This window comes from Catalinimonas locisalis (assembly GCF_038039535.1).
In the GTDB taxonomy this organism is placed as follows: domain Bacteria; phylum Bacteroidota; class Bacteroidia; order Cytophagales; family Cyclobacteriaceae; genus Catalinimonas.
Window position 1 is genome coordinate 21,564 of the sequence record NZ_JBBPHP010000006.1, and the last position, 21,264, is coordinate 42,827.

Consider the following 21,264-nt stretch of genomic DNA (forward strand, 5'->3'; position numbering starts at 1 on the left):
TATCAATTTCTATGACTATCCCTCATATATCAATAAAAAAGGCTTTCCCATGCTGAGAAAACCTTTTTGAATTGAGTGATATTAATATTGATTTATTATGATTTGAGCAACTTACCAGGTTAATTCAAGATAACCTGTTTTAGGTTTGGAGATATTATCTCTCTTGTCAATAACATAGAAGTAGGTTCCGGTAGGTAAATCTTTACCACCAATATAGAGTCCTCGGTTGCCACGTCCTTCAAAGAAAGTGCTGGTATTATCATAATAGTCAGCTTCATACACCAATGCTCCCGCACGATTGAAAATCTTCACATTATTTGATAGAAAATACTCTAAACAATCAACATGAAAATAGTCGTTATCGCCATCACCATTGGGTGAAACTCCGTTGTATACTTTGATATCAGCTTCTACAGTGACATCTCCCTCTACGATACAACCGTTGGTGCCAAATACAGTATATTTGTAATTCCCTGCATAAAGTTCAGTAAGCTCAAAGCCATTGCCTAAAGATGACTGCATGTTGGAGGCCTGCCATTCTACTCTGTCAATACTTGTGACATCATGGGGAATAATTCTGATTAGTCCGGTATGATCATCACAGACAGATGGTTCAGTCATGACTTCAAATGTAGGAGGAACTGTTTCGTCCCTTATTTCAAAGCTTACCATTGTCGTTTCGCAGCCTGATCTTTTCTCTAAAAGCTTTAAACTATACTCTCCGGCTTCCAGATTTGATAATCTAGTGGCAGGTTCAGGAACTGGCAGGAGGTTTCCTGAAGCATCGTACCAGAAAAACTCAAAATCCTCAATAATACCGGGAATGGTGGCGGTGGCAATACCATCAGGCTGATCGCAGCGCGTTTGATGCGCATTGATAGTAATCTGAGGAGCTTCTACCAGCTTTATTTCTTCTGTAAGCCTATAGCTTGCGGTAGATGTACATCCGGTGACCAGGTTCACCACCTCCACTGTATAAGTTTGTACAGAAAGATTGCTGGCCTGATATGCTTCGCTCACAATCTCTCCCACTTCATCATACCAGGTATACTGGTAAACAGAAGTAGAATCATTCACATAAGCGGACAATTTACCATTGACAAGCTCAGGATCGCAATTGCTCTGAGGTGCATCCTCAATAATAGTGATCTCAGGTTCAGCAGCTTTGTCTAAAAGAGTTACTGTGACAGGCTCCGAAAAACAACTAGGGCTCCAAAGGTCAGTTACCATCACCGTATAATCTCCCGGAGGTACATCTTCCCAGGTCTTTCCAACAAATTCAGGTTTAGGCTTTGCTTGGCTTCCTCTGTACCAGGTAAAGCGGTATCTTTCTCCACTTCTGCCCGTATTCAACTGCCGGCTACTGGCATTGATGACAAATGCTGAAACTGACCCATTATAATCTGCCGGATCACAGTAGATGTTGAGAGAAGTAGAAGCTGAAACTATCGGTATTGATATATTTTCTTCCAGATACAAGGTTTGTATTTTAACACATTGTGTTTCCTGATTGATAACTTCAATGGTGTAGAAACCTGACTCTAAATTCCTGATCACAGGCTCAGTAGCTCCAGCTATCATTGCACTGGCTAAGGCTTCTCTACCATTGTACCATTGATACGTATAGTTGCCTATTGAATAATCAGCTTCGTATACCTCTACTGCCAGGACTCCGTTGGGGGTAGCAGGGTCACAACTGGATTGTACCTGGTAATTAGTAACATCAAGCTGCACATAAGGAAGGCTTGTGCTTTTCTCAATTTTGACCTCTTTAAGTTCTCCTTCAATGTTTAAAGTAACATTCCTGATGCTAATCAGGTATGAACCTTCAGCCAGATTTGAGAAAATCGTATCATTTGCCGGAGCGGTAATGCTGCGGATCACATCATCAGGATATGAGCTGTACAGGATAAATTCAAAATCATCAAGATTAGCAGGATTACCATTTTGCATAAGCCCATCCAGGAAGATTTTTCCATCTGAAAGACAAGATGTAGGGTCAGTGTCCATTGCATAATTTACTTCAGGTGCCTGAATGATTTTATTGATGTAGGCAGAAGCAACCGAAGCACAACCGGTGACTGTATTGGTTACGACCACATAATAATTACCTTCAGCAAGCTGGTCAACCTGAGCAGCATTACTAAATGCAGTGCCGGAAGGATAAGTAGCCGCTGTATACCATGCATATGTATAAGCAAAATTATCAGTAAGAGAATCTAAAGGATTCAATGGATTGACATTTACAGTGGCAGACAAGCTACCAGTCCAAGTGGAAGGATCAGGATTATTGCTAAACTGTTCACTTTGCTTCTGAACAGAAACAATTGGGTTTTTGCTTAGGTCATTGATAGTAAATCCTTTAAGCTGTGATAAGCAATTATTACCGCTGGTACTTACTGCTTGAATAAAGTAATTTCCTTCAGCAAGATTGGTAAATGGATCACTAGGCTTTCCTCTTCCACTGGCGGTAATCAGATTTCTGCCTTCATCATATAGTTGATAGTCGTACACTTCAGGATCGCCAATATTTATCGTACCATTGGAAAGAGTCTCAGTAACGGAATTGACATATACCTGTCCGCCATCACTACAGATCAGTTGATCTGAAGCAATAGCAGTGACCACTATGTTGGTCGTAACTCTAGGAACGTTAAAAGTTAGAATGCTGCTACAGTTGACAGCACGACCATTAAGGTCAATTACTTCAACAGTGTAAACTCCGGCTAAAAGACCTGTTGCTCTAGCTGGATTGGAAGTGTCAATATTAGCAATTGTCAGCTGGTTGGCACCATCCACTATATTTCCTCTGTACCAGATGTAATCAAAGTGCGTAGGGTCAGTATCGTTATCATTCGGACCTCGTGCACTTATGGAGATTGCCCCTGTAGGATTTCCTCCGGCACAGCTAAAATCTTCTTCAACGGCAAGCAGGTTAACTTCAGGTTCTTCGTTCAGGTCAATAATCGTTTCAGCATTTGGATTAGATATCCAGCAGTTGAATGACTTATGACGAGCAACAATTTGATACGAAGCTTCGGTCAAATTCACAAAGGTAGTTTCCACCGCACCATCAATGGTGCTGATATCAGTTCCGCTTGCATCCTGCAACACCAGCATATAATCGCTTAGATTGGCTGGCTGATCTCCATTGATCGGATCATAAACACTTACTGAATTCACTTCAATATTTCCCAGGCCAGAACATGCCAAAGGATCAATCACATTGGTTTGTACGTTAATTTCTTTGACACGGGTAGGCACTTCCATAGTGGTAATATCCGAACAGGCATTCCCATTGCCATTGATATCGGTAACCACAACAGTGTAATATCCGGCAGCTAAGTTTACAGCTTCTGAATTATTCACTCCTGATAAATTGGCGGGCAGAAGAGCATCTGCTGGATTGGTGTTGTTCTGTCCGCTGAACCACTGAAAGCTGAAGTTATTCACGTCAGTATCCCCATCAAAGGGACCATAGCCAGAGGCAATAAGGTGACCAGTAGCCTTGCTGGCATCCCCACAGCTAAAGTCCGGTTGAGACATGCTTAATACGGCAACTGGTGGCACATTCAGGTCGTCAATAGTTTTATTGATAGGCGTAGAAGTCCAACAGTTGAAAGTCTTATGCCTTGCGAGTACCCGATAATTACCTAATGGAATATTGGTAAATGTAGTGCTGATATTACCATCAAGGGTAGTAATTTCAACACCATTTTCATCCTGAAGCACAAGTGTATAATCTGTGAGCACATCAGCTTGTGTACCATTAAAATTGTCAAACACACTGACTGAGTTTACTTCTATATCTCCTTCTCCTCCACAGGCAAAGGGAGGAATAACGGTTGCTGTAAGCTCAATATCTTTGGACTGTGCTGGTACTTCAAAACTTTTTGTTTCTGTACAGCCATTGCCATTTCCATTGAGGTCAGTAACCAATACAGTGTAGTAACCAGCAGGAAGGTTAATCGCCTGCTCACCATAGCTACCATTGATCTGGGAAGGGAGCAATGCATCAGCAGGATTAGTGTTGTCTTGTCCACTAAACCACTGAAAAGAGAAATGACTCTGGTCGGCATCTCCATCAGATGCCCCATAAGCTGAAGCTGTAAGCTGACCGATGGCCTGACTGCTGATACCACAACTGAAATCAGCCTGATTGAGTGCTAATGAAGGGACAGGAGGGAGGCCATTATTGAATATCTCAATTCGCTGAGAAGTTGACAAGCAAGATGTTGTATTGTTTTCTGCCACTAAGAAATAAACTCCATTGTCCAATTCCCGAAAGGGCGTTGCAACTGTACCGTTTCCGGGCCTGCTAAGCGGGTTAAGGTTTTCATCATACAATAAAACAGTGTAGTTACTAAGGCTTACTGTACTGCCGTCTTCAGTGATCTCAACTATATGCGCTGTTCCAAAGTTATTGACATCACAACCATCCCTATCAGTTTTAGCATAGTTGCTGATCTGAATATTTTTAGGAATATTATTCAAAGTGATGGTAGTATCGTAAGTACAGCCTAGTCCTAATCCACTGTTATCAATCACTTCCAAAGTGTAAGTACCGGCGCTGAGTGATGCGGGAGTGCTGCTTCCGGTAAAGAAAGGGGTGCCTGATACAGTGCTTCCGTTATACCAGTTAAGGGTAAAATCGCTGGTTGGGCTACCATCAGAACCAGTAATCGTAGCACTCAATCTGCCTGTTCCACTACTATTGCAGCTATAATCAACATCTTTGGTAATATTCACAGTTGGATCAGCATAATCCTGTCCTATTACTACTAATGAATCTGAAATATAACAATAAGGGCTTATGCCAATTTGCAGCGCGACCAGATATTCTCCAGGCTCCAGATTGTTGAAAGTATGGTTATTACCTAAAAGAGGTATCCACGTAGCATCAGGTATTACTTTAATGGCATTACCTCTGAATAAATTGACACGGTAACTTGTAAGCGGTAAACTTGTAGCCGAAGCGGTAAGGGTAACATCAATGCTGCCATCTTCACTCGCACACTGCGTACTATTATCAGTATCATCAACGGTTAGTATAGGTGGGTCTGCCATTTTCAAGAGAAATCTTTCAGTATATCTACATCCAGTTTCAAGGTCCTCAATTTCAACCACATAGTATCCCGGGCCTAGTAAAGTTCTGCTGGAAGAAAAAGAGCCATCACTTCCATTGGTCACTGCTACGCCAGTAATTTCATAAGTCCAACTGAAAGAGAAGCCGGGACTACCCCCAATGGAGGGGCTGTTGGTATCCGTTTCTACGGAAATAGAAGCGTCTCCATTACCAATTCCTAATAGACCGCAATTGGTAGGTCTAGTATAACTTATATTGATTTCCTTAAGCGGCTTCTGTATCAATGTGATATCAATTGGTGCAGAAGTACACCCGGTCAATTCATCGGTAACAATCGCCTGATAATCCCCAGGACCTAGGTTGGTAAAGGTGACATTTGAAGTGCTGCTTATGCTATTATCATAGCCGCTTAGACCAGTCAATCTGAAAGTATAATTCCGTGTGGCACTCAGATCAGGAGGAATCATTTTAAACCCATTACGCAACGTGAGTTCAATCTCACCATCATAATCCGCCGGTGTACAGGAAGTAACGATGGTTGTACGAACTGTATCTACAATAGGAACTGGGTCAGGGTTGTTATTAAGTGAAATAGTGGAAGTGGTGATACACTGATTGGCATTATCTGTCATCCTCAGCATATAAGTCCCAGATGAAAGACTGCTAACCCTGGTGCCATTATTAGAAATTTTGGCTGCGGGTACGCTGGCTCCTGAGGTATTATTGATAAACCATTCAAAAGTATAGTCAGTAGCGGCACCTGTAAATCCACTGGCCGTAATTGTTCCTGAGGGCAATGATGGACTACAGGATATATTATCCGTTGCACTCAGGTTTACAGTTGGCTTAATACTATGATCTTCAATTGTAAAATTCCTGGGAGCAGACTGACAACCGAAAGGAGAGGTTACGGTGACTCTATAGTTACCGGGAGGGATGTTGTTTAAAGTATTAGAAGTCTCACTTAAGTTCGTGCCGGTAGAAGTATTTCTCCAACGGAAGGTGTAACCCTCAGCATGGGTTAGTCCACCATCTACCGTTACAGCAATAGAGCTTCCCCAGGGGTCTGAGCATCTGTCAGCATGGATGAGAGTAGCAGGGGCATCAATGATAGGCGTTACCTGATTGGAAGTTACATTTCTGTAGGCCACCACGCTACAGGCAGTCGTATTATCGGTGACTAGTACAGTATAAGCTCCGGCAGCTAATCCTTTGGCCGTAGCACCAAAAGTCAGGGGCGTTGCCGTTGAAGCAGCGGCTTTACTCAGGTTACCGCTGAACCATACAAAAGTATAGTCTGCTGAATCCCCATCTGCCAGCGCTCTGAGCTGTCCATTGGGAGGGACAGGTGCACAGGCTCTCTGAGGTTGAAGCTGTGCAGTAGTGACTACAAAAGGATTGGTTACCGGATTGATGGTAAAATTCCTGGGAGCAGACTGACAACCGAAAGGAGAGGTTACGGTGACTCTATAGTTACCGGGAGGGATGTTGTTTAAAGTATTAGAAGTCTCACTTAAGTTCGTGCCGGTAGAAGTATTTCTCCAACGGAAGGTGTAACCCTCAGCATGGGTTAGTCCACCATCTACCGTTACAGCAATAGAGCTTCCCCAGGGGTCTGAGCATCTGTCAGCATGGATGAGAGTAGCAGGGGCATCAATGATAGGCGTTACCTGATTGGAAGTTACATTTCTGTAGGCCACCACGCTACAGGCAGTCGTATTATCGGTAACGAGTACGGTATAAGCTCCGGCAGCTAATCCTTTGGCGGTAGCACCAAAAGTCAGGGGCGTTGCTGTTGAAGCAGCGGCTTTACTCAGGTTACCGCTGAACCATACAAAAGTATAGTCTGCTGAATCCCCATCTGCCAGCGCTCTGAGCTGTCCATTGGGAGGGACAGGTGCACAGGCTCTCTGAGGTTGAAGCTGTGCAGTAGTGACTACAAAAGGATTGGTTACCGGATTGATGGTAAAATTCCTGGGAGCAGACTGACAACCGAAAGGAGAGGTTACGGTGACTCTATAGTTACCGGGAGGGATGTTGTTTAAAGTATTAGAAGTCTCACTTAAGTTCGTGCCGGTAGAAGTATTTCTCCAACGGAAAGTATAACCATCAGCCGTAGTTTTTCCTCCATCAGTGATAACGCTTGCAGAACTGCCCCAGGGGGCTTCGCATCTGTTAGCATGATTAACAGTAAGTGTTTCAATATTTGGGTAAGTCAAATTCTCTACAAGGGTGATATAGGCGAGATTAACACAATTTGTAGAGGTATTTATCGCTCTAACAGTATAATCTCCTGCTGCCATATTATTGGCCGTTGCACCTGTAGCATCAGCAGTAGCAGGTAAATTTGTCAAATTATAATTGCCTAGATACCATTCAAAAGTATAGCCAATTGTATCACGTGCTGTACCTCCCTGGGCAGTTTCATCTACTGAAGCAAAGAGGATTCCATTTGGTAGAGATGTACAGGAAGTCTGAATGTTTAGAACTTCTGCATTGAGTTGAGGGGTATAAGTATTGTCTTGAATTTGAAACGTAATCCCGTTGGACAGACAGCGTGTATTTTTGTGTGCAGCAAATACAGTATAGGTTCCGGCATCAAGCGAGCTTACATTTGCTACATCTCCAATTCCGGCAAGGCTGGTGGTTGTATCAGGGGCACTGACAGTACCACTGTACCAGTAAAAATTATAGTTGGAGGTATTACCAGCAACAGAAAAAGCTGCATTACCACTAGTTCCACACTGGTTGATATCATTTTTACTATCTAAGTTTAGGGAAGGAATCACCTTATTTTCACTAATGTTGGTGTCAACAGTAGTACTGCAACCCGTAACATTATCTGTAACCACTAATCTGTAATTCCCTGTTTCCAAACCATTCACATTCGGCCCGCCGGTATAGGACGGTTTTGCTGGAATTGAATTGTTATGGCCTTTGTACCACCGGAAAGTATAACCGGAAGTAGTTGTACCACCTGCTGTATTTACTAATGCGCTTAAATTACCATTAGGGTTATTAACATCACATGATGACTGGGGGGTAATTGTAAAGCTGACATTTGGTGCGGTAGAGAAATCATTAATTTCAACAGTAACAGGACTGGAACTACAACCCGTTGCCAGATCAGTTGCTATTACACTATATCTACCTGTTCCTAATCCTCCCAAAAGTGCTGTGTTACCGATAGAAATGTTGCTGCCTTCTTCATACCATGTAAAGGAGTAATTTGTAGTGTCTCCGCCCACTGAGGCCTCAACGACTCCTGCATTTGGTGCATTGCAACTGTTTATATGTTGATTCACCTGGGCATTTGCGAGTGGGGCGGATACATTTGAAGTAACCGACATACTTACAAGTGTATCGCAATTGGTTAGTTGATTTCTTATTAAAACAGAATATGAACGTGAAGATAAATTAGTGGCAGTATTGGATATTGAAATTGTATCTCCCGTCAACACGTAATCACTTTCATACCAAACAAAATCGTAACCCGCAGAAATTGTATCTGAACCAGAAATAATTCCTGCCTGTAATGCTCCATTAGGGGTACTACAGGATGTAAAAGGTGCTACCTGCCATATCACAGGTTCAAAAGTAGGAATGACTCTGGTGATAGTGACTTGTATGGGGTCTGTCAAACAACCAGTGATCTTATTTTCTGCCACTACCGTATAGACTCCATCAGCCAGACCCGTTACCAATTGCCCTGTTGCAATAGTAACTCCCGGGTAGTTTGTACCCTCAAACCAATAGAAGTTAAAATCACTGGCGGTAAGTGGAGGATAAGGTGTAGCTGATATATATAGATCATTTATTTCACCGGGAGTTAAAGATTTATCGTATAATCGTGTATCTTCTATAGTACCCTGAAAAAACTCATTAGCCGGGTCATTGCTTCCATTTACAGAATTAGCTTCTGAACCCACCCCAATTCGCCCATAGCGAGTAGCACCGGTACCATATTGCGTACCCAAAGACATTTGAGTGTTCGCTTCCCCATCAATGAATATTCTTAATGTGCCATTATCAAAAACTGCAGTGACAAAGTGCCATTGACCGTCATTGACTGATGTGTTGCTAAGTAAGCTTGCTGGTCCGGCATCAGTTTGCACCGTCCAGTTTAACACACCTGTACCAGCTTCAATACTCAGTTCCCAATACTGCTGATCATCATAGGAAATAATAACTTGTTTAGTGTTAGCACTTGTTCTGATCCACGATGAAGTGGTGACATTGGTATAATTATTAAGGCTATACTTAGGACCTGTCATTGCCAAGTAATCATCAATTCCATCTAGTTGTACTCCCTGGCCCATTTCTGTACTCACAAAAGCAGGATTTCCATAGTCTTTTAATATGCTATTTCCTCCTGCAGGGCTAGAGTCCTGGAAATCGCTATCGTATTCCCAGAGCCCGATTAGCTCATCTGTGGTTGCTGTAGCTGTAGGAGGGTTAATGTCAGCAAAGGCAGAACCGGTGTTAGTTCCTCCATCACAACTTTCATTTGGACTTGTAGCATTTGCGGTAATTTCATAAGGTTGTTGACATAGTACATCAATGGTTACCGTAGCCATATCACATTTTGCATAACATTTTTCTGAAGGCACATCACAGGTTTTGTACATAAATGTATCGGTACCTTCAAAACCTGGATTTGGAGTATATAAAACCTGATCTTGATTGATTACGGATATAGTTCCGTGGGTTGGGTTTTGTGTGATGACTGTTCTGAGCAGATCATCACCATCCGGATCGTTATCATTAGCTGTTACCAGGATGTTTACCGGAGTATCAATCGTAGTTACTACATGATCATCTTGCGCATAGGGTTCTGTATTTCCGCCTAGTAGACAAATAGTTTGTTCGTTTCTGGCACCTCCGGTGGATCCGGTAAAGCCATACCTTACCATATGCTGACCATTGAAGATATCATTAAGGATATCTCCGGTATGCGTGAATACGCGAACTCCTTCAATGAATAGCTTTAGTTCATGATTAATAGGATCCCACGTAATCGTATAATGATAACATTCATCATTCTCAACATTTTGTACTGCATAATGCGAAGCGGGTTTGATAGGCGTACTTCTTACTGTATTCCCCAAATAATCAATAATAGGGCGGTGATTATTCACCAGGTCACCATTATAGACCACGGCAGTATGGTCTTCATTAGGATCATTTGACCCACTGTTTCTCCACGTATCAAATTCAATAGCTACTGAAGGAGTAATTTTGTCTGTGCCTTGCGAGTAATGTTCACTAAATCCAAGGCCACCGCCTTCTTCACCATAGGCACCATCTCCAAGCGTATCTCGGGGGTCGGTATGTATCACGAAAGCAATACCATCAGCACCATTAGAGTCTTTATCTCCCATGTAAATGACAAAATCCAATTGGAAGGGCTTGCTGATATCTTGCTTTTCAGCCCACCAGATGGAGCCGAATTGATTGTTCTGATCAGGAGTGATGGAAAAGCAACGCTGAGATAACTTGATCGCATCTTTTTTAATCAAGAAGGTTTCCTGAGCAAAAGATGCTGTACTAAGTAATAAAACAATACTTAGTAACAGTAATGGTTTGTTCTGCGACATGTTCCTTTGTGGCTTACTTATACTGGGAGTTAATCATACTCCACCACTAAATTGAACATTGGCCTTATTTATTAATAATCACATCATTTACAAATGATACAATGTAAGAATTAACTACAATAAATGATACAAATACTCAAGTGTATAGCTTTTAAACTGAATACATTGATGATAATGGGTCTGGATCAACTATACTATAGAGAGGGGATAGGCATACTCTTACTATTAGAAGAATAATACATCACACTTATTTATAGACCAAAATCAAGGGAGCGGGCGTGTATTTTAATTAATCTATATAGTATAAATATAATTTTTTTTAGGTTTTAGGAGCTTTTTATGTTTTCATACTAATTGTGTAAGTATTTAGCCTTTCCGATAAAAATAACATTCATTTAAATATCTGATAATAAGCATTTTAAATAATTATAGGGTGGTTTTACTAGTAAAAAAAATAGCTATTACTGAGTAATTTTTGAATCATAAAGTAAATTTTTTTGACATTATAATATTAATTCTAGTATTTTATCTATAATTTCTTACATATAACTAATCCAAGATAATATTTGACTTTAATAATATTTTTTTCGTACATTTATCTAAAATTAGTACATAAGTCATATTTATTGTTGTTTGTGTACAAATAAAGATTGTTAAGCAGTAAGAAATTAAAAGCAGAAGCCATGAAGGCAATAATTAAAAATCGTCAGGCAAACAAGTTTATATTAATAGGACTTTTTTTATTAATAGTAATTCATGCAAATGCTCAGCAGAGTCCTATTTATTCTCATTTTATGTTTAACAGATTGGCTATTAACCCAGCATATGCTGGAAGTCAAGACCAGTTAAATATTACTGCACTACACAGAAGACAGTGGGAAAACTTTGATGGTGCTCCTACTACAAGTGCTTTAAGCGCTCATACTTATCTGAAAGAGAAAAATATTGGTATTGGTCTACTTGCCAGCAATGATCAGGTGGGTATCCATACAGATAACAGACTTTATTTAGTGTACGCTTATAAGATTAAAACCAAAATGGGAACTCTTTCCATGGGGTTGCAGGGAGGATTTAGTCGTTTAAGCTCTGATTTTAACAAATTAAATCTGAAAAGTGAGAAGGACGCATTAATGACTGGTTTCAAAAGCGATTTTAACCCCAATTTTGGTACAGGCGTTTACTTCAGTAACCAGAAGTTTTTTGCTGGATTCTCTATTCCCTATTTACTAAATAACAAATTGTCAAGCGCCGATGAAGCCCTTTCTCAGGCTCAAGAATCACGTTATTATTTACTCAGCACTGGAGTAGTACTTGATATTAATCGTGAAATCAAAGTTGTACCCTCAGCACTTTTCAGAGTTCAGGAAGGCAATGCTGTTGGTATGGATATCAATGCTAATGTGGTATTAAGTGACATTCTGACAATCGGAGCTACTTACAGAACAGAGTATGCAGCTTCAGTATTAATGGGGTTAAAAATGAGTGAAAATCTAAGTATGGGTTATTCATACGACTTAAACACCTCAGACATTGGAAAATATTCTGATGGTACGCATGAGTTTATGGTAAACTATCGTATTCCATACTCTAAGCGTTGCCATGCTTACTTTTAGAAAAAGAAATTTGCTTAACAATAATAGAAAAATACCGGCTTCTGGCTGGTATTTTTTTTTGTGAGGTATGAAATGTGTTATCCTTCACAATTGGAGACTTAAATATAGTCTATTATTAACTTATGTGTTTGTGCTGCGATAAATCCTAATCTATTTGAAATAGTTTCTTCAAAAGGAAGATAAGGCTTTGGGGTTACTACTACTTTATTGTATGCTGCATAAAGCTTTAGCTAAGCTCTTCAATAGTGTTTGTATTGCCTAGGTTTCCACTGTTCTAGCTATCAAGCAATTAACTAAAACAGCTTCTGAGTTGACTTTAAAATAATAGTATGAAGAGGCATAGAAATGGTCCCCAGTATACACGATAAATAGTGAAATTATACTGACGACATAGTTGAGTTAATCACTATTAAAATTGTAGTAGTTTTGTATTAAGTATCCTTACTTTTTTTTATAAAACAAAAGAGGAGTGCTATAAACACTCCTCTCAAAAAGAATAAATTGATGACTCTATCGGAATAGCTCTAGATATCCAGTCACAGGTTTTTGACCATTGTTCTTCTCAATTACATAAAAATAAGTGCCATCAGGCAGTTCTTTATTTCCAATGTAGAGCCCTCTGTTGCCGTAACCATCAAAAAAGATAGCACGGTTGTCATATCCTTTGGCTTCGTATATTAAAGCGCCGGACCGATTGAAAATTTTAACCGAGTTATTAGGGAACTGATCTATGCAATCAATGTGAAAAACATCATTATCTCCATCACCATTGGGTGAAACACCGTTGAATACATTAATAGTGGCAGGAAGCAGAGCATTACCGTAAGAGGTACAGCCATTTTCCCATGTAATCTCATAGGTATATTCTCCGGCAGGGGCTTCACTAAGCTGATAGTTACTCTCAAAAGTTTGACCAGTGTTAAGGTTTGACCAGTTTACATTAAGTATAGTCATACTTTCCTGGGGAATTACTTTTAATTTGCCATCTGTAAGTTCGCATGTTGCTGGAGAAGCTTCAATCTGATGTTGAGCGGCATAAGAATGGTCTTCTATCTCAACAATTGCCTGAGGAATAGTGCAACCAGTGATCAGATCAAATGCTTCAACGAAATATGTGCCCGCTGATAAATTAATTGCAGTGGAAGATAAGTCATTTTCGTTAATTACAATTTGATCATCGGTTAAGGCATTACCAGCCTCATCAAACCACGAGAATAAGACAGTTTCATTATTCTCATACATATAGGCTGTGGCTGATCCATCCGGAAATGCACAATTAGTCATGTGCGCATGAATAGAAACAGTAGGAGGTGCATATTGAATTGGGGAAAGCTCAACTTCTGTTTCTGTGGTGTTTATACAACCTGTAGGTAGATATTTCACTTCTAATGTATACCTGCCTTCTGCTAAACTTCCTATTCTGGACTCTTCTCCTATCAGGTTTCCTGCGGTATCAAACCATTTGTATTCGTAGTCAGATACCGGAAAAGGGACATTAGCAGCGAGAGATCCATTGACTAATTCCGGATCACAAGCAGTATTATCTGCTAGTTTTTCTATTGCAACTTGAGGTATTTCCGATGCATCCTCAACAGCTACACTAACAGGTAAAGAAGAACAGGTACCAGTAATCATATCAGTAGCCACAACTGTATACGAGCCTGGTGTCAAACCACCCCAGGTAGAACCTATATGCTCAGGTAAACCGGAAGTACCCTCACCTCTGTACCATTCAAAAGTATAATTACCGTTTTGAATAACTTTGGCTCTTACTAATCCATTTGCTAATGTAGGATCACAAACGGTGGAAGGTTCACTTTCCACCTCCACCAGAGGAAGCTCAAATCTGTCTTCTACATAAAATGTTCGGGTAGCGATACATCTGGTCTGTACATTCTGCACTTCCACTGTATAAAAGCCTGAAGGTATGCTATCAAGTATGGCAGCTGTAGCTCCTGGAATAATATTTTCTGCAACAGTTGTATTTCCTCTATACCACTGATATTGATACTCATCCGATGTTCCATCAACTTCCAGGGCAATTACTGCAAGTCTTCCGGTAGCGATAACCTCGGGTTGACAGCTGATTTGAGGAAATAAATTATTTATGTCCAAATCAATGCGAGGAGGTTGAGAAGTATTCGTAATTTTTACCTCAAAAATCTCAGAATAAAGCCAATAAGCATCATGTCTTATCTGCACATAATAAGAACCTTGAGCAATATCTTCAAAAAGTGTATCGCCATTTTGAGCTACCTGTGCGGAATCAGCAATGGTAGTTAAGCTACTATTTTCGTAAAGGTAGTAGGTGTATTTTGCCGGATCGTCCTGAGTATCATTAAAAGTTACTTCCTGCAAGCTGATGCTACCATCAGGGAAACAGACTGTCTGAGGATGACCTTGGGCAATAAATTCAGGTTCTATATCAACTTTAGGAAGGTTAAAGGATGAGGTAGTTACTGCCCCGGTTTCATTGTTCCTAACTATAATGACGTAGTTACCTGAATTTAATCCGGTAACTGTGGTATTGTTCTCCGGATTAAGGTTAGGAGCTCCCATAATAGGGTTACCGACCGGATCAGCTTCATAAACTTCATACGAGTAAGTAAAATTGTTTGTGGCTGAATCTACCGGATTATCAGGTGACTCCATCACATCTATAGAGATTGTCCCCGTCCAGGTAGAAGGATCAGGGTTATTGCTATATTGTGGGCTTTCTAAATTCACTGTGACTTCAGGGGGAGTACATTGACTTATCAGGGAGACTCCCACCAGATCAGAGAGACAGTTGTCCGTGTTGATATTTTGTGCCTGAACAAAGTACTCACCTTCATCTAGTCCGTCAAACTCACCATCAGGATCATTGCTTACCATTACGTTGAGGTCTGCGTCCAGCAGCGTATATGCATAGTCAGTCACATTGGTTGAGGTAACTACTGTAGAACCATTATGTACATAGCTTTCTTCAATGGTTTGGACATTGATCTCACCATTGGCAGGCACACAATATGTAGGGTCAATGCCGCTTACGGTAAAATTAATATCTCTTGTGCCGGGAAGTACCTCAAAGATGGAAGTCTGATCACAACCGTTACTGAGACCATTCATATCTGTAACCACTACTGAATATTGTCCGGCAGCTAAATTGTTGAGGGTTGTACCGCTACCAATTGATGGAGTAGTGGTATCTGTGCCTGCGTACCATACAAACTGAAAGTTACTGGCATCAGTATCACCGTCAGCGTCGCTACGGACTGATACTTCCAACATACCAGTAAAATCTCCACCAGCACAACTAAAGTCGGGGTATTCATCTTCCAAACTAATAACCGGCTCATAGGTATCCGTATCAATAGTAATGGGAGGAGAAAGTATACTACAACCTGTATTATTATTTTCAGCCAGCACATAATAAGTTCCTGCTGCCAATCCTGTAAAAGGAGTAGCGGCATGTCCATCACCACCAGTTGAGGTAGCAGGGTTACCGGCATCGTCCTGTAAGCTAAATAAGTAGTCGTCGGTATTTGGTAGTGCTATACCATCTTCGCTGATTTCAGTGATGCTGATTTGTCCATTCACACCCGTACACAAAGTGTTGGGATCAGTTTGAAAATCACTAATCGCTAATACTTTAGGGACATTGTTTAGAAATACAGTTTTGGTATAAGTACAACCCAGTCCGTCACCGTCGTTGTCTGTAATTACTACTGTGTAATTATCTGAAGAAAGTGTATCCAGAGTAGTTCTTACATCAGCCACTTCCTCACCTGAAGTACCGATGCCTCTGTACCAGATATAGCTAAAGTCACTCAAGCTCTCTGAGGTGCCATTTTGCTTTACATCAGTAACTGTCAGACTACCCGTTCCGGTAGTATTACAACTGAAGTCCGGAGAAGAAGAAGTTGTAATTTCAAGAGTAGGGGTGATATCAGGTACTGTAAAGGTTTGCACAGTACTAAAGCAGCCTCCACCAAATACTTCTCTGAACGCAATAGTATAATTTCCAGCTGTTAAATCTTCATACGTATGATCATCAGTGGGAAGTGCCAGAGGTGTCCAAACCTGTATATGATTTCCCGGATCTATAGTGTTTCCTTCGTACAAAAATACCTGAAATAGATTTAATAAAATACTGGGCGAAGTAACTTCAATATAAATAGAACCATCACCTGGTGAGCATTGAGTAGCACTCACTACATTTTGACTGGTAACCTGGGGCGGATCAGCATTGGGTAAGAAGAATTCAGCAGTTTCTATACAATTGCTGAAGTTGTCATAAATCTCAATAGTATAGTAACCAGAAGGTAAATCAATGCGCTCAGAAGTAAAGCCGGTTTCAGCAGTTAACGTGCCAGGATTAGGTGTTCCAGGAAGAGGATCACCAGCATTCCTATAGTACCATAGGAAGGTGTAACCTGCACCCGCAGGTGAACTATTGTTTGTAGAAGATACACTGATTCCTAATGCCCCATCACTGGATGCGCAAGCAGATGAAGGGGTGAAAGTATCCAGATTAACCGTGATTCCCGGTGCTTTGGGGATTTCTATTGTCATAGGCGGTGATTGGCAATGGTTGTAATCATCAATCACAACAGCGGTATAAGGACCAGCATTGAGCCCGCTGAAAACACCATTATTGTTGGTTTGAACAGGAGAGCCAGAAGCAGTCGTACCGCTGTAAATTTCAAAAGTATACGTTCTGTCTTCTGTAAAGTCGGGCGGTAATTGAGCAATACCTGCAGGAAGATAGAATGCAGCTTCCCCATCAGCAAAAGCCGGTCTACAGTCAGCAGTTGCGGTGGTGTACAAAGTATCAAGGGTAGGTAATATGCCTGGTTGGGTACCCACATTGGCATAGGCTACCTGAAAACACTGTGTAGTATTACTGGTAATCCTAAGGGCATATTGACCGGCAGCCACTTGAATAACTGTATCATTCGCGCTAGCAAGTTGCGTTCCACTCAGGTTAGTCGTAAACCACTCGAAAGTATAGTCAGTAGCATTACCGGCAAAATCTTTGGCAATCAGTATTCCATTCGGCTGAGCAGGGTCACAACTTGAATTAGGTACAGTTTGTAAACTGACCACCGGCTTAGGCCCTTCGTCCTTAATGGTAACTTTTACTTCATTCAGTGAAGTACAACCCAGTGGGTTGGTCACTCTTATTCCATATTCACCGGGAGGAATGTTGCTGAGCGTTTCAGAGGTTTCTGCCAAAATGGTATTATCACTAATTCTTCTCCACTGAAAAGTATAGCCATCTGCTGATGTCAGACCACCATCTGCTGAGACCACAATTTCACTACCCCAGGGATCTGTACAGTTATCAGTATGCGTAACTGAAGGAGTATCTAATACAGGTTTTGTTTTCTGTGCAGGAAGGGATATATAAGATATGGTTTGACATCCGGTAGCAATGCTGCGGGTTACTAATGTATAAGGACCCTCTACCAAACCACTAACCAAACTTCCACTAGCGGTCGGTGTCGCAGGTAGGCTTGAAGCCCCAAAATTACCGAAATACCATTCAAATGCATATCCTGTAGTAACATTAGCGCTTCCACCTTTCGTACTTTCATCCACAGAGGCACGAAGAGATCCGTTGGCTAAGCTCAAATCACAGGCTTGCTGAGGATTTACAACTTCGGTTACCACAACTGGCTTCCAGGTTTTGTCTTTGATTTTAACCGTCAAAGGATCAGATAGACAGCGTGTATATTTGTCAGCTGCAAACACAGTGTAAGTGCCTTTTCTCAGGCCATTGATCGTGTTACTATTGACGATTACACTACTGGAAGTTGTATCCGGACTGGAAACATTTCCATTGAACCAGTAAAAATCATAATCACTGACATTTCCATTAACGTCTACACTAGCCTGACCATCATAATTTGCCGGGTCACAAACAGTTTGGTCATTTTTGGAAATCAAAGAAATCTGTGGATCGGTGATGGATTCCTGAATCTCAACATCCATGGTAGCTGTACAGCCGGTAGATGTTTGTTCTACCACCAGTCTGTATATTCCTGCTGATAGCTGATCTACATTTGCTCCACCGGTATAGCCAGTTCTCGCAGGCACTACGGTGTTTTGTCCTTTGTACCAGAAAAAATTATATCCGGCAGTTATTTTATTACTTCCCTGCAACACATAAGCAGTTAGCTCTCCTGATGGATTGTTAGGGTCACAGGAACGTTGTAGCGATAGTACTTCAGCATCTATTACTGGAGGGGCTGATAAATCTCTGACATCCACAGTAGAGGAATTTCCAGTACAATTGGCAAGGGTGTGCGTGGCTACAACCGTGTATTTTCCACCTGTTAAACCTTTTTGAGTGGCGCCAATAAATTCCGGGCTTCCTGTGACAGAACTTCCTTTGAACCATCTGAATACATATCCTAAAGTGTCGCCAGCCACATGTGCAGTAATGGCTCCGTTACTGTTATATGATCCGGGGCAGTTATCGTTGTCTTTAAGGAGTACGGCAGTAGTATTGAAAGGGTAGGGGTTAACGTCTATATTAACGATGGTAGGTGTGCCATCGCATTCTCTAATGATTCCATTCAGTGAGTCCATTGGATAAAATGTCTCATTGGATAATGAGCTTCCACTCAAATCATATGGACCAATATCGTTCAAAGAAGCAAACAATGTAAAATCACCTGCTTTTCCATTTACCCAGATTGTAGTGTCCAGCAGCTGATCAACTTTTAATCCTCCGGGTATATTGATATAGACGGTTTCTAAAAATGGATTGGGTACCGAATTGCTATAACTCTGGCTCGGGTCATCTGCATAAAATGATACAGGAATGTCTTTGAAAGCAACCTGATCTCCGGTATTGATAAATCTTAACCTTACCTGAAATCTATCATCAGGGCAGGTTGGGGGATTAACCTGGATTGGATTATCTGCAAACTCAAGATTAGGTGAAGGGAAAGTAAGGTTACCACAATAGTTAATTACCGGTGACTGATTATAAAATTTATTTAAAGAGAATTTGGGGCCGTTACCTCCTAACAAATTGCATTTCTGGGCAAAACTCAGGTGATGAGGTTGTTGATATCGCGGAATGGTCAGGTTATCGTTGATGTTGACGTTAAAGTAAACAAACTGATTCCAAAGTTTTCTGGAGGGTACCCAGTAGTTATTATTTGCTGCTTTGTAGGCTCTCACAAAACCATATTTTTGATTTCCCCCCCCTGTTTTGGTGCCTTTAAACTTTTCATTTTTATCTCGTCCACAAACGACAATAATTTCTGTCTCTCCATCTCCATCCACATCAGCCACTATTGGATATTCTGCATGCGTGTTGGAGCTGCAAAAATCCACACTCACAAATTGATTGAGAGGTTTTCCGGTAGTACCATCAACGATGTATAGATTGATCTCATCACGATATACGATCTCAGACGCACCATTACCATCAAAGTCAAAAACAGCGGTACTGGTAAACCCAGACGAGCCTTCCCAGTAATCATCGTAGTTGGCCCACTCAAGACTCCAGCTTTCATCTAATGCGTATAGGGTAGAGCCAGACATAAAGCTACACTCCAGTTCCGGATCACTATCAATATTGGCTATGTTAAGTGCTCCAACCCCTTTTGACCAAACATATTCTCCATTGTATACCTGGTATTGATTAACAAACCCAGCAGGAATAGTAGCTAATGGTCGGGAAGGAATGTACGTCTTCACCTCATCATTATGCAAATCCCAGAAGAAGATAGTGGTTGGTCCGCTTAGGGAACCAGTTGTACCGCTACTAATCACATCCAGATAACCATCCTGATTATAGTCAACCACTGAAGTAGAACTCCACATATGTTCGTTACTATGTCTTTTAGGACGGTAACCGTTAGCGTGATAATCAGCAGATTTTAATGCTGCATCATCCATGCTCTTCACCTGATACATGGTTTTGCCAGGAATGTCAACCGCATAAATTACATGGCCCAGCACAAGTTCTAACCCCTGACAAGCACCGCATGCTCCATCTGGTAGAATATCAACCGCTACCGGAACGCCTGCAAGTTCATTATTCCAGTCATTCCCACTGCTGTATTTACTTGTTCCATGACTACCTTCAATAATCATATCGCCGGTTACGGCATTACGAATTTCATTTACATAGTACAGCTCTGAAACGCCATCATAATCAAAGTCAGCAAGAAGAGGAACTCTGGGCCTATCTACATCAGCGTCTTTAGGAGACCAGAATTCGTTCAAGTCATGCGTATACGCTCGTATTTTTCCCTTCCTGTCAATATGAAAGATTTCTGCATACCCATCCTTATTAACATCACCTACTGTCGGGTAAGATGAAAACTGCTCATTATTGGTTATTTTTCTTTGTTGCTCTATTGATCCGTTTTTTCCATCAAGTACGTATAGGTAACCTGTTTCATCATTAAAAGAAACAACTTCTGGAGTTCCATCATTATCCACATCTGCTAAAGCAAACATACCTCGGGTAGCGCTAGTTTGCATGGGTGAGTCCCATTCTTTCTCAATATCAAATATATTTCCTTGAGGTTTTACCTCACAATCAGCAACATTTGTTATGTAAGAATTAGGGTTGGAGGGAGATTCTAGGCAGTCCCCATCGTAGAAGTCAAAAAAACCGTCACCATCGTCGTCAATACCATTGGTACAATCTGTCTCTACAGGGCAAGCCCCTGAATATAAACAATCTGAATCGAGGCAGTCAGGAAGACCATCACCATCATTATCCACTCCATCTGTACAGTTAGTTTCAAAGCTTTGACAAAATGGAGATGAGTTACAATTTGAGTCAAAACAGTCTATCTTACCGTCACCATCGTCATCTACACCATTGTTACAGTTTTCAAATTGAGCATAAAGGGTAGTTGAAAAAGTAAAAAAAAATATAAAAGCTACGAACCACTTTATCTTGTTCAGCATGTTTTTTACTTATGGTTATTCTGAAATCTTATAAGCAAAAAAA

At 41.0% G+C, this 21,264-nt stretch carries 3 protein-coding genes; 1 reads left to right on the top strand and 2 read right to left on the bottom strand.

Annotated elements, in window-relative coordinates:
- Window positions 1-111 precede the first annotated feature (111 nt).
- Window positions 112-10,683, bottom strand: coding sequence for a lectin-like domain-containing protein (locus tag WJR50_RS10115; RefSeq protein WP_341293146.1), 10,572 nt, complete (start codon window positions 10,681-10,683; stop codon window positions 112-114).
- Between the two features lie 683 nt (window positions 10,684-11,366).
- Between WJR50_RS10115 and WJR50_RS10120 the strand changes: the two genes are divergently transcribed.
- Window positions 11,367-12,296, top strand: coding sequence for a PorP/SprF family type IX secretion system membrane protein (locus WJR50_RS10120; RefSeq protein ID WP_341293147.1), 930 nt, complete (start codon window positions 11,367-11,369; stop codon window positions 12,294-12,296).
- A 510-nt stretch (window positions 12,297-12,806) separates the two neighbouring features.
- On the opposite strand, the gene WJR50_RS10125 is transcribed toward WJR50_RS10120, so the two are convergent.
- Window positions 12,807-21,221 (bottom strand): T9SS type B sorting domain-containing protein, encoded by an 8,415-nt coding sequence (locus WJR50_RS10125; RefSeq protein ID WP_341293148.1) that lies wholly within the window; start codon window positions 21,219-21,221, stop codon window positions 12,807-12,809.
- Between the last annotated feature and the right edge of the window lie 43 nt (window positions 21,222-21,264).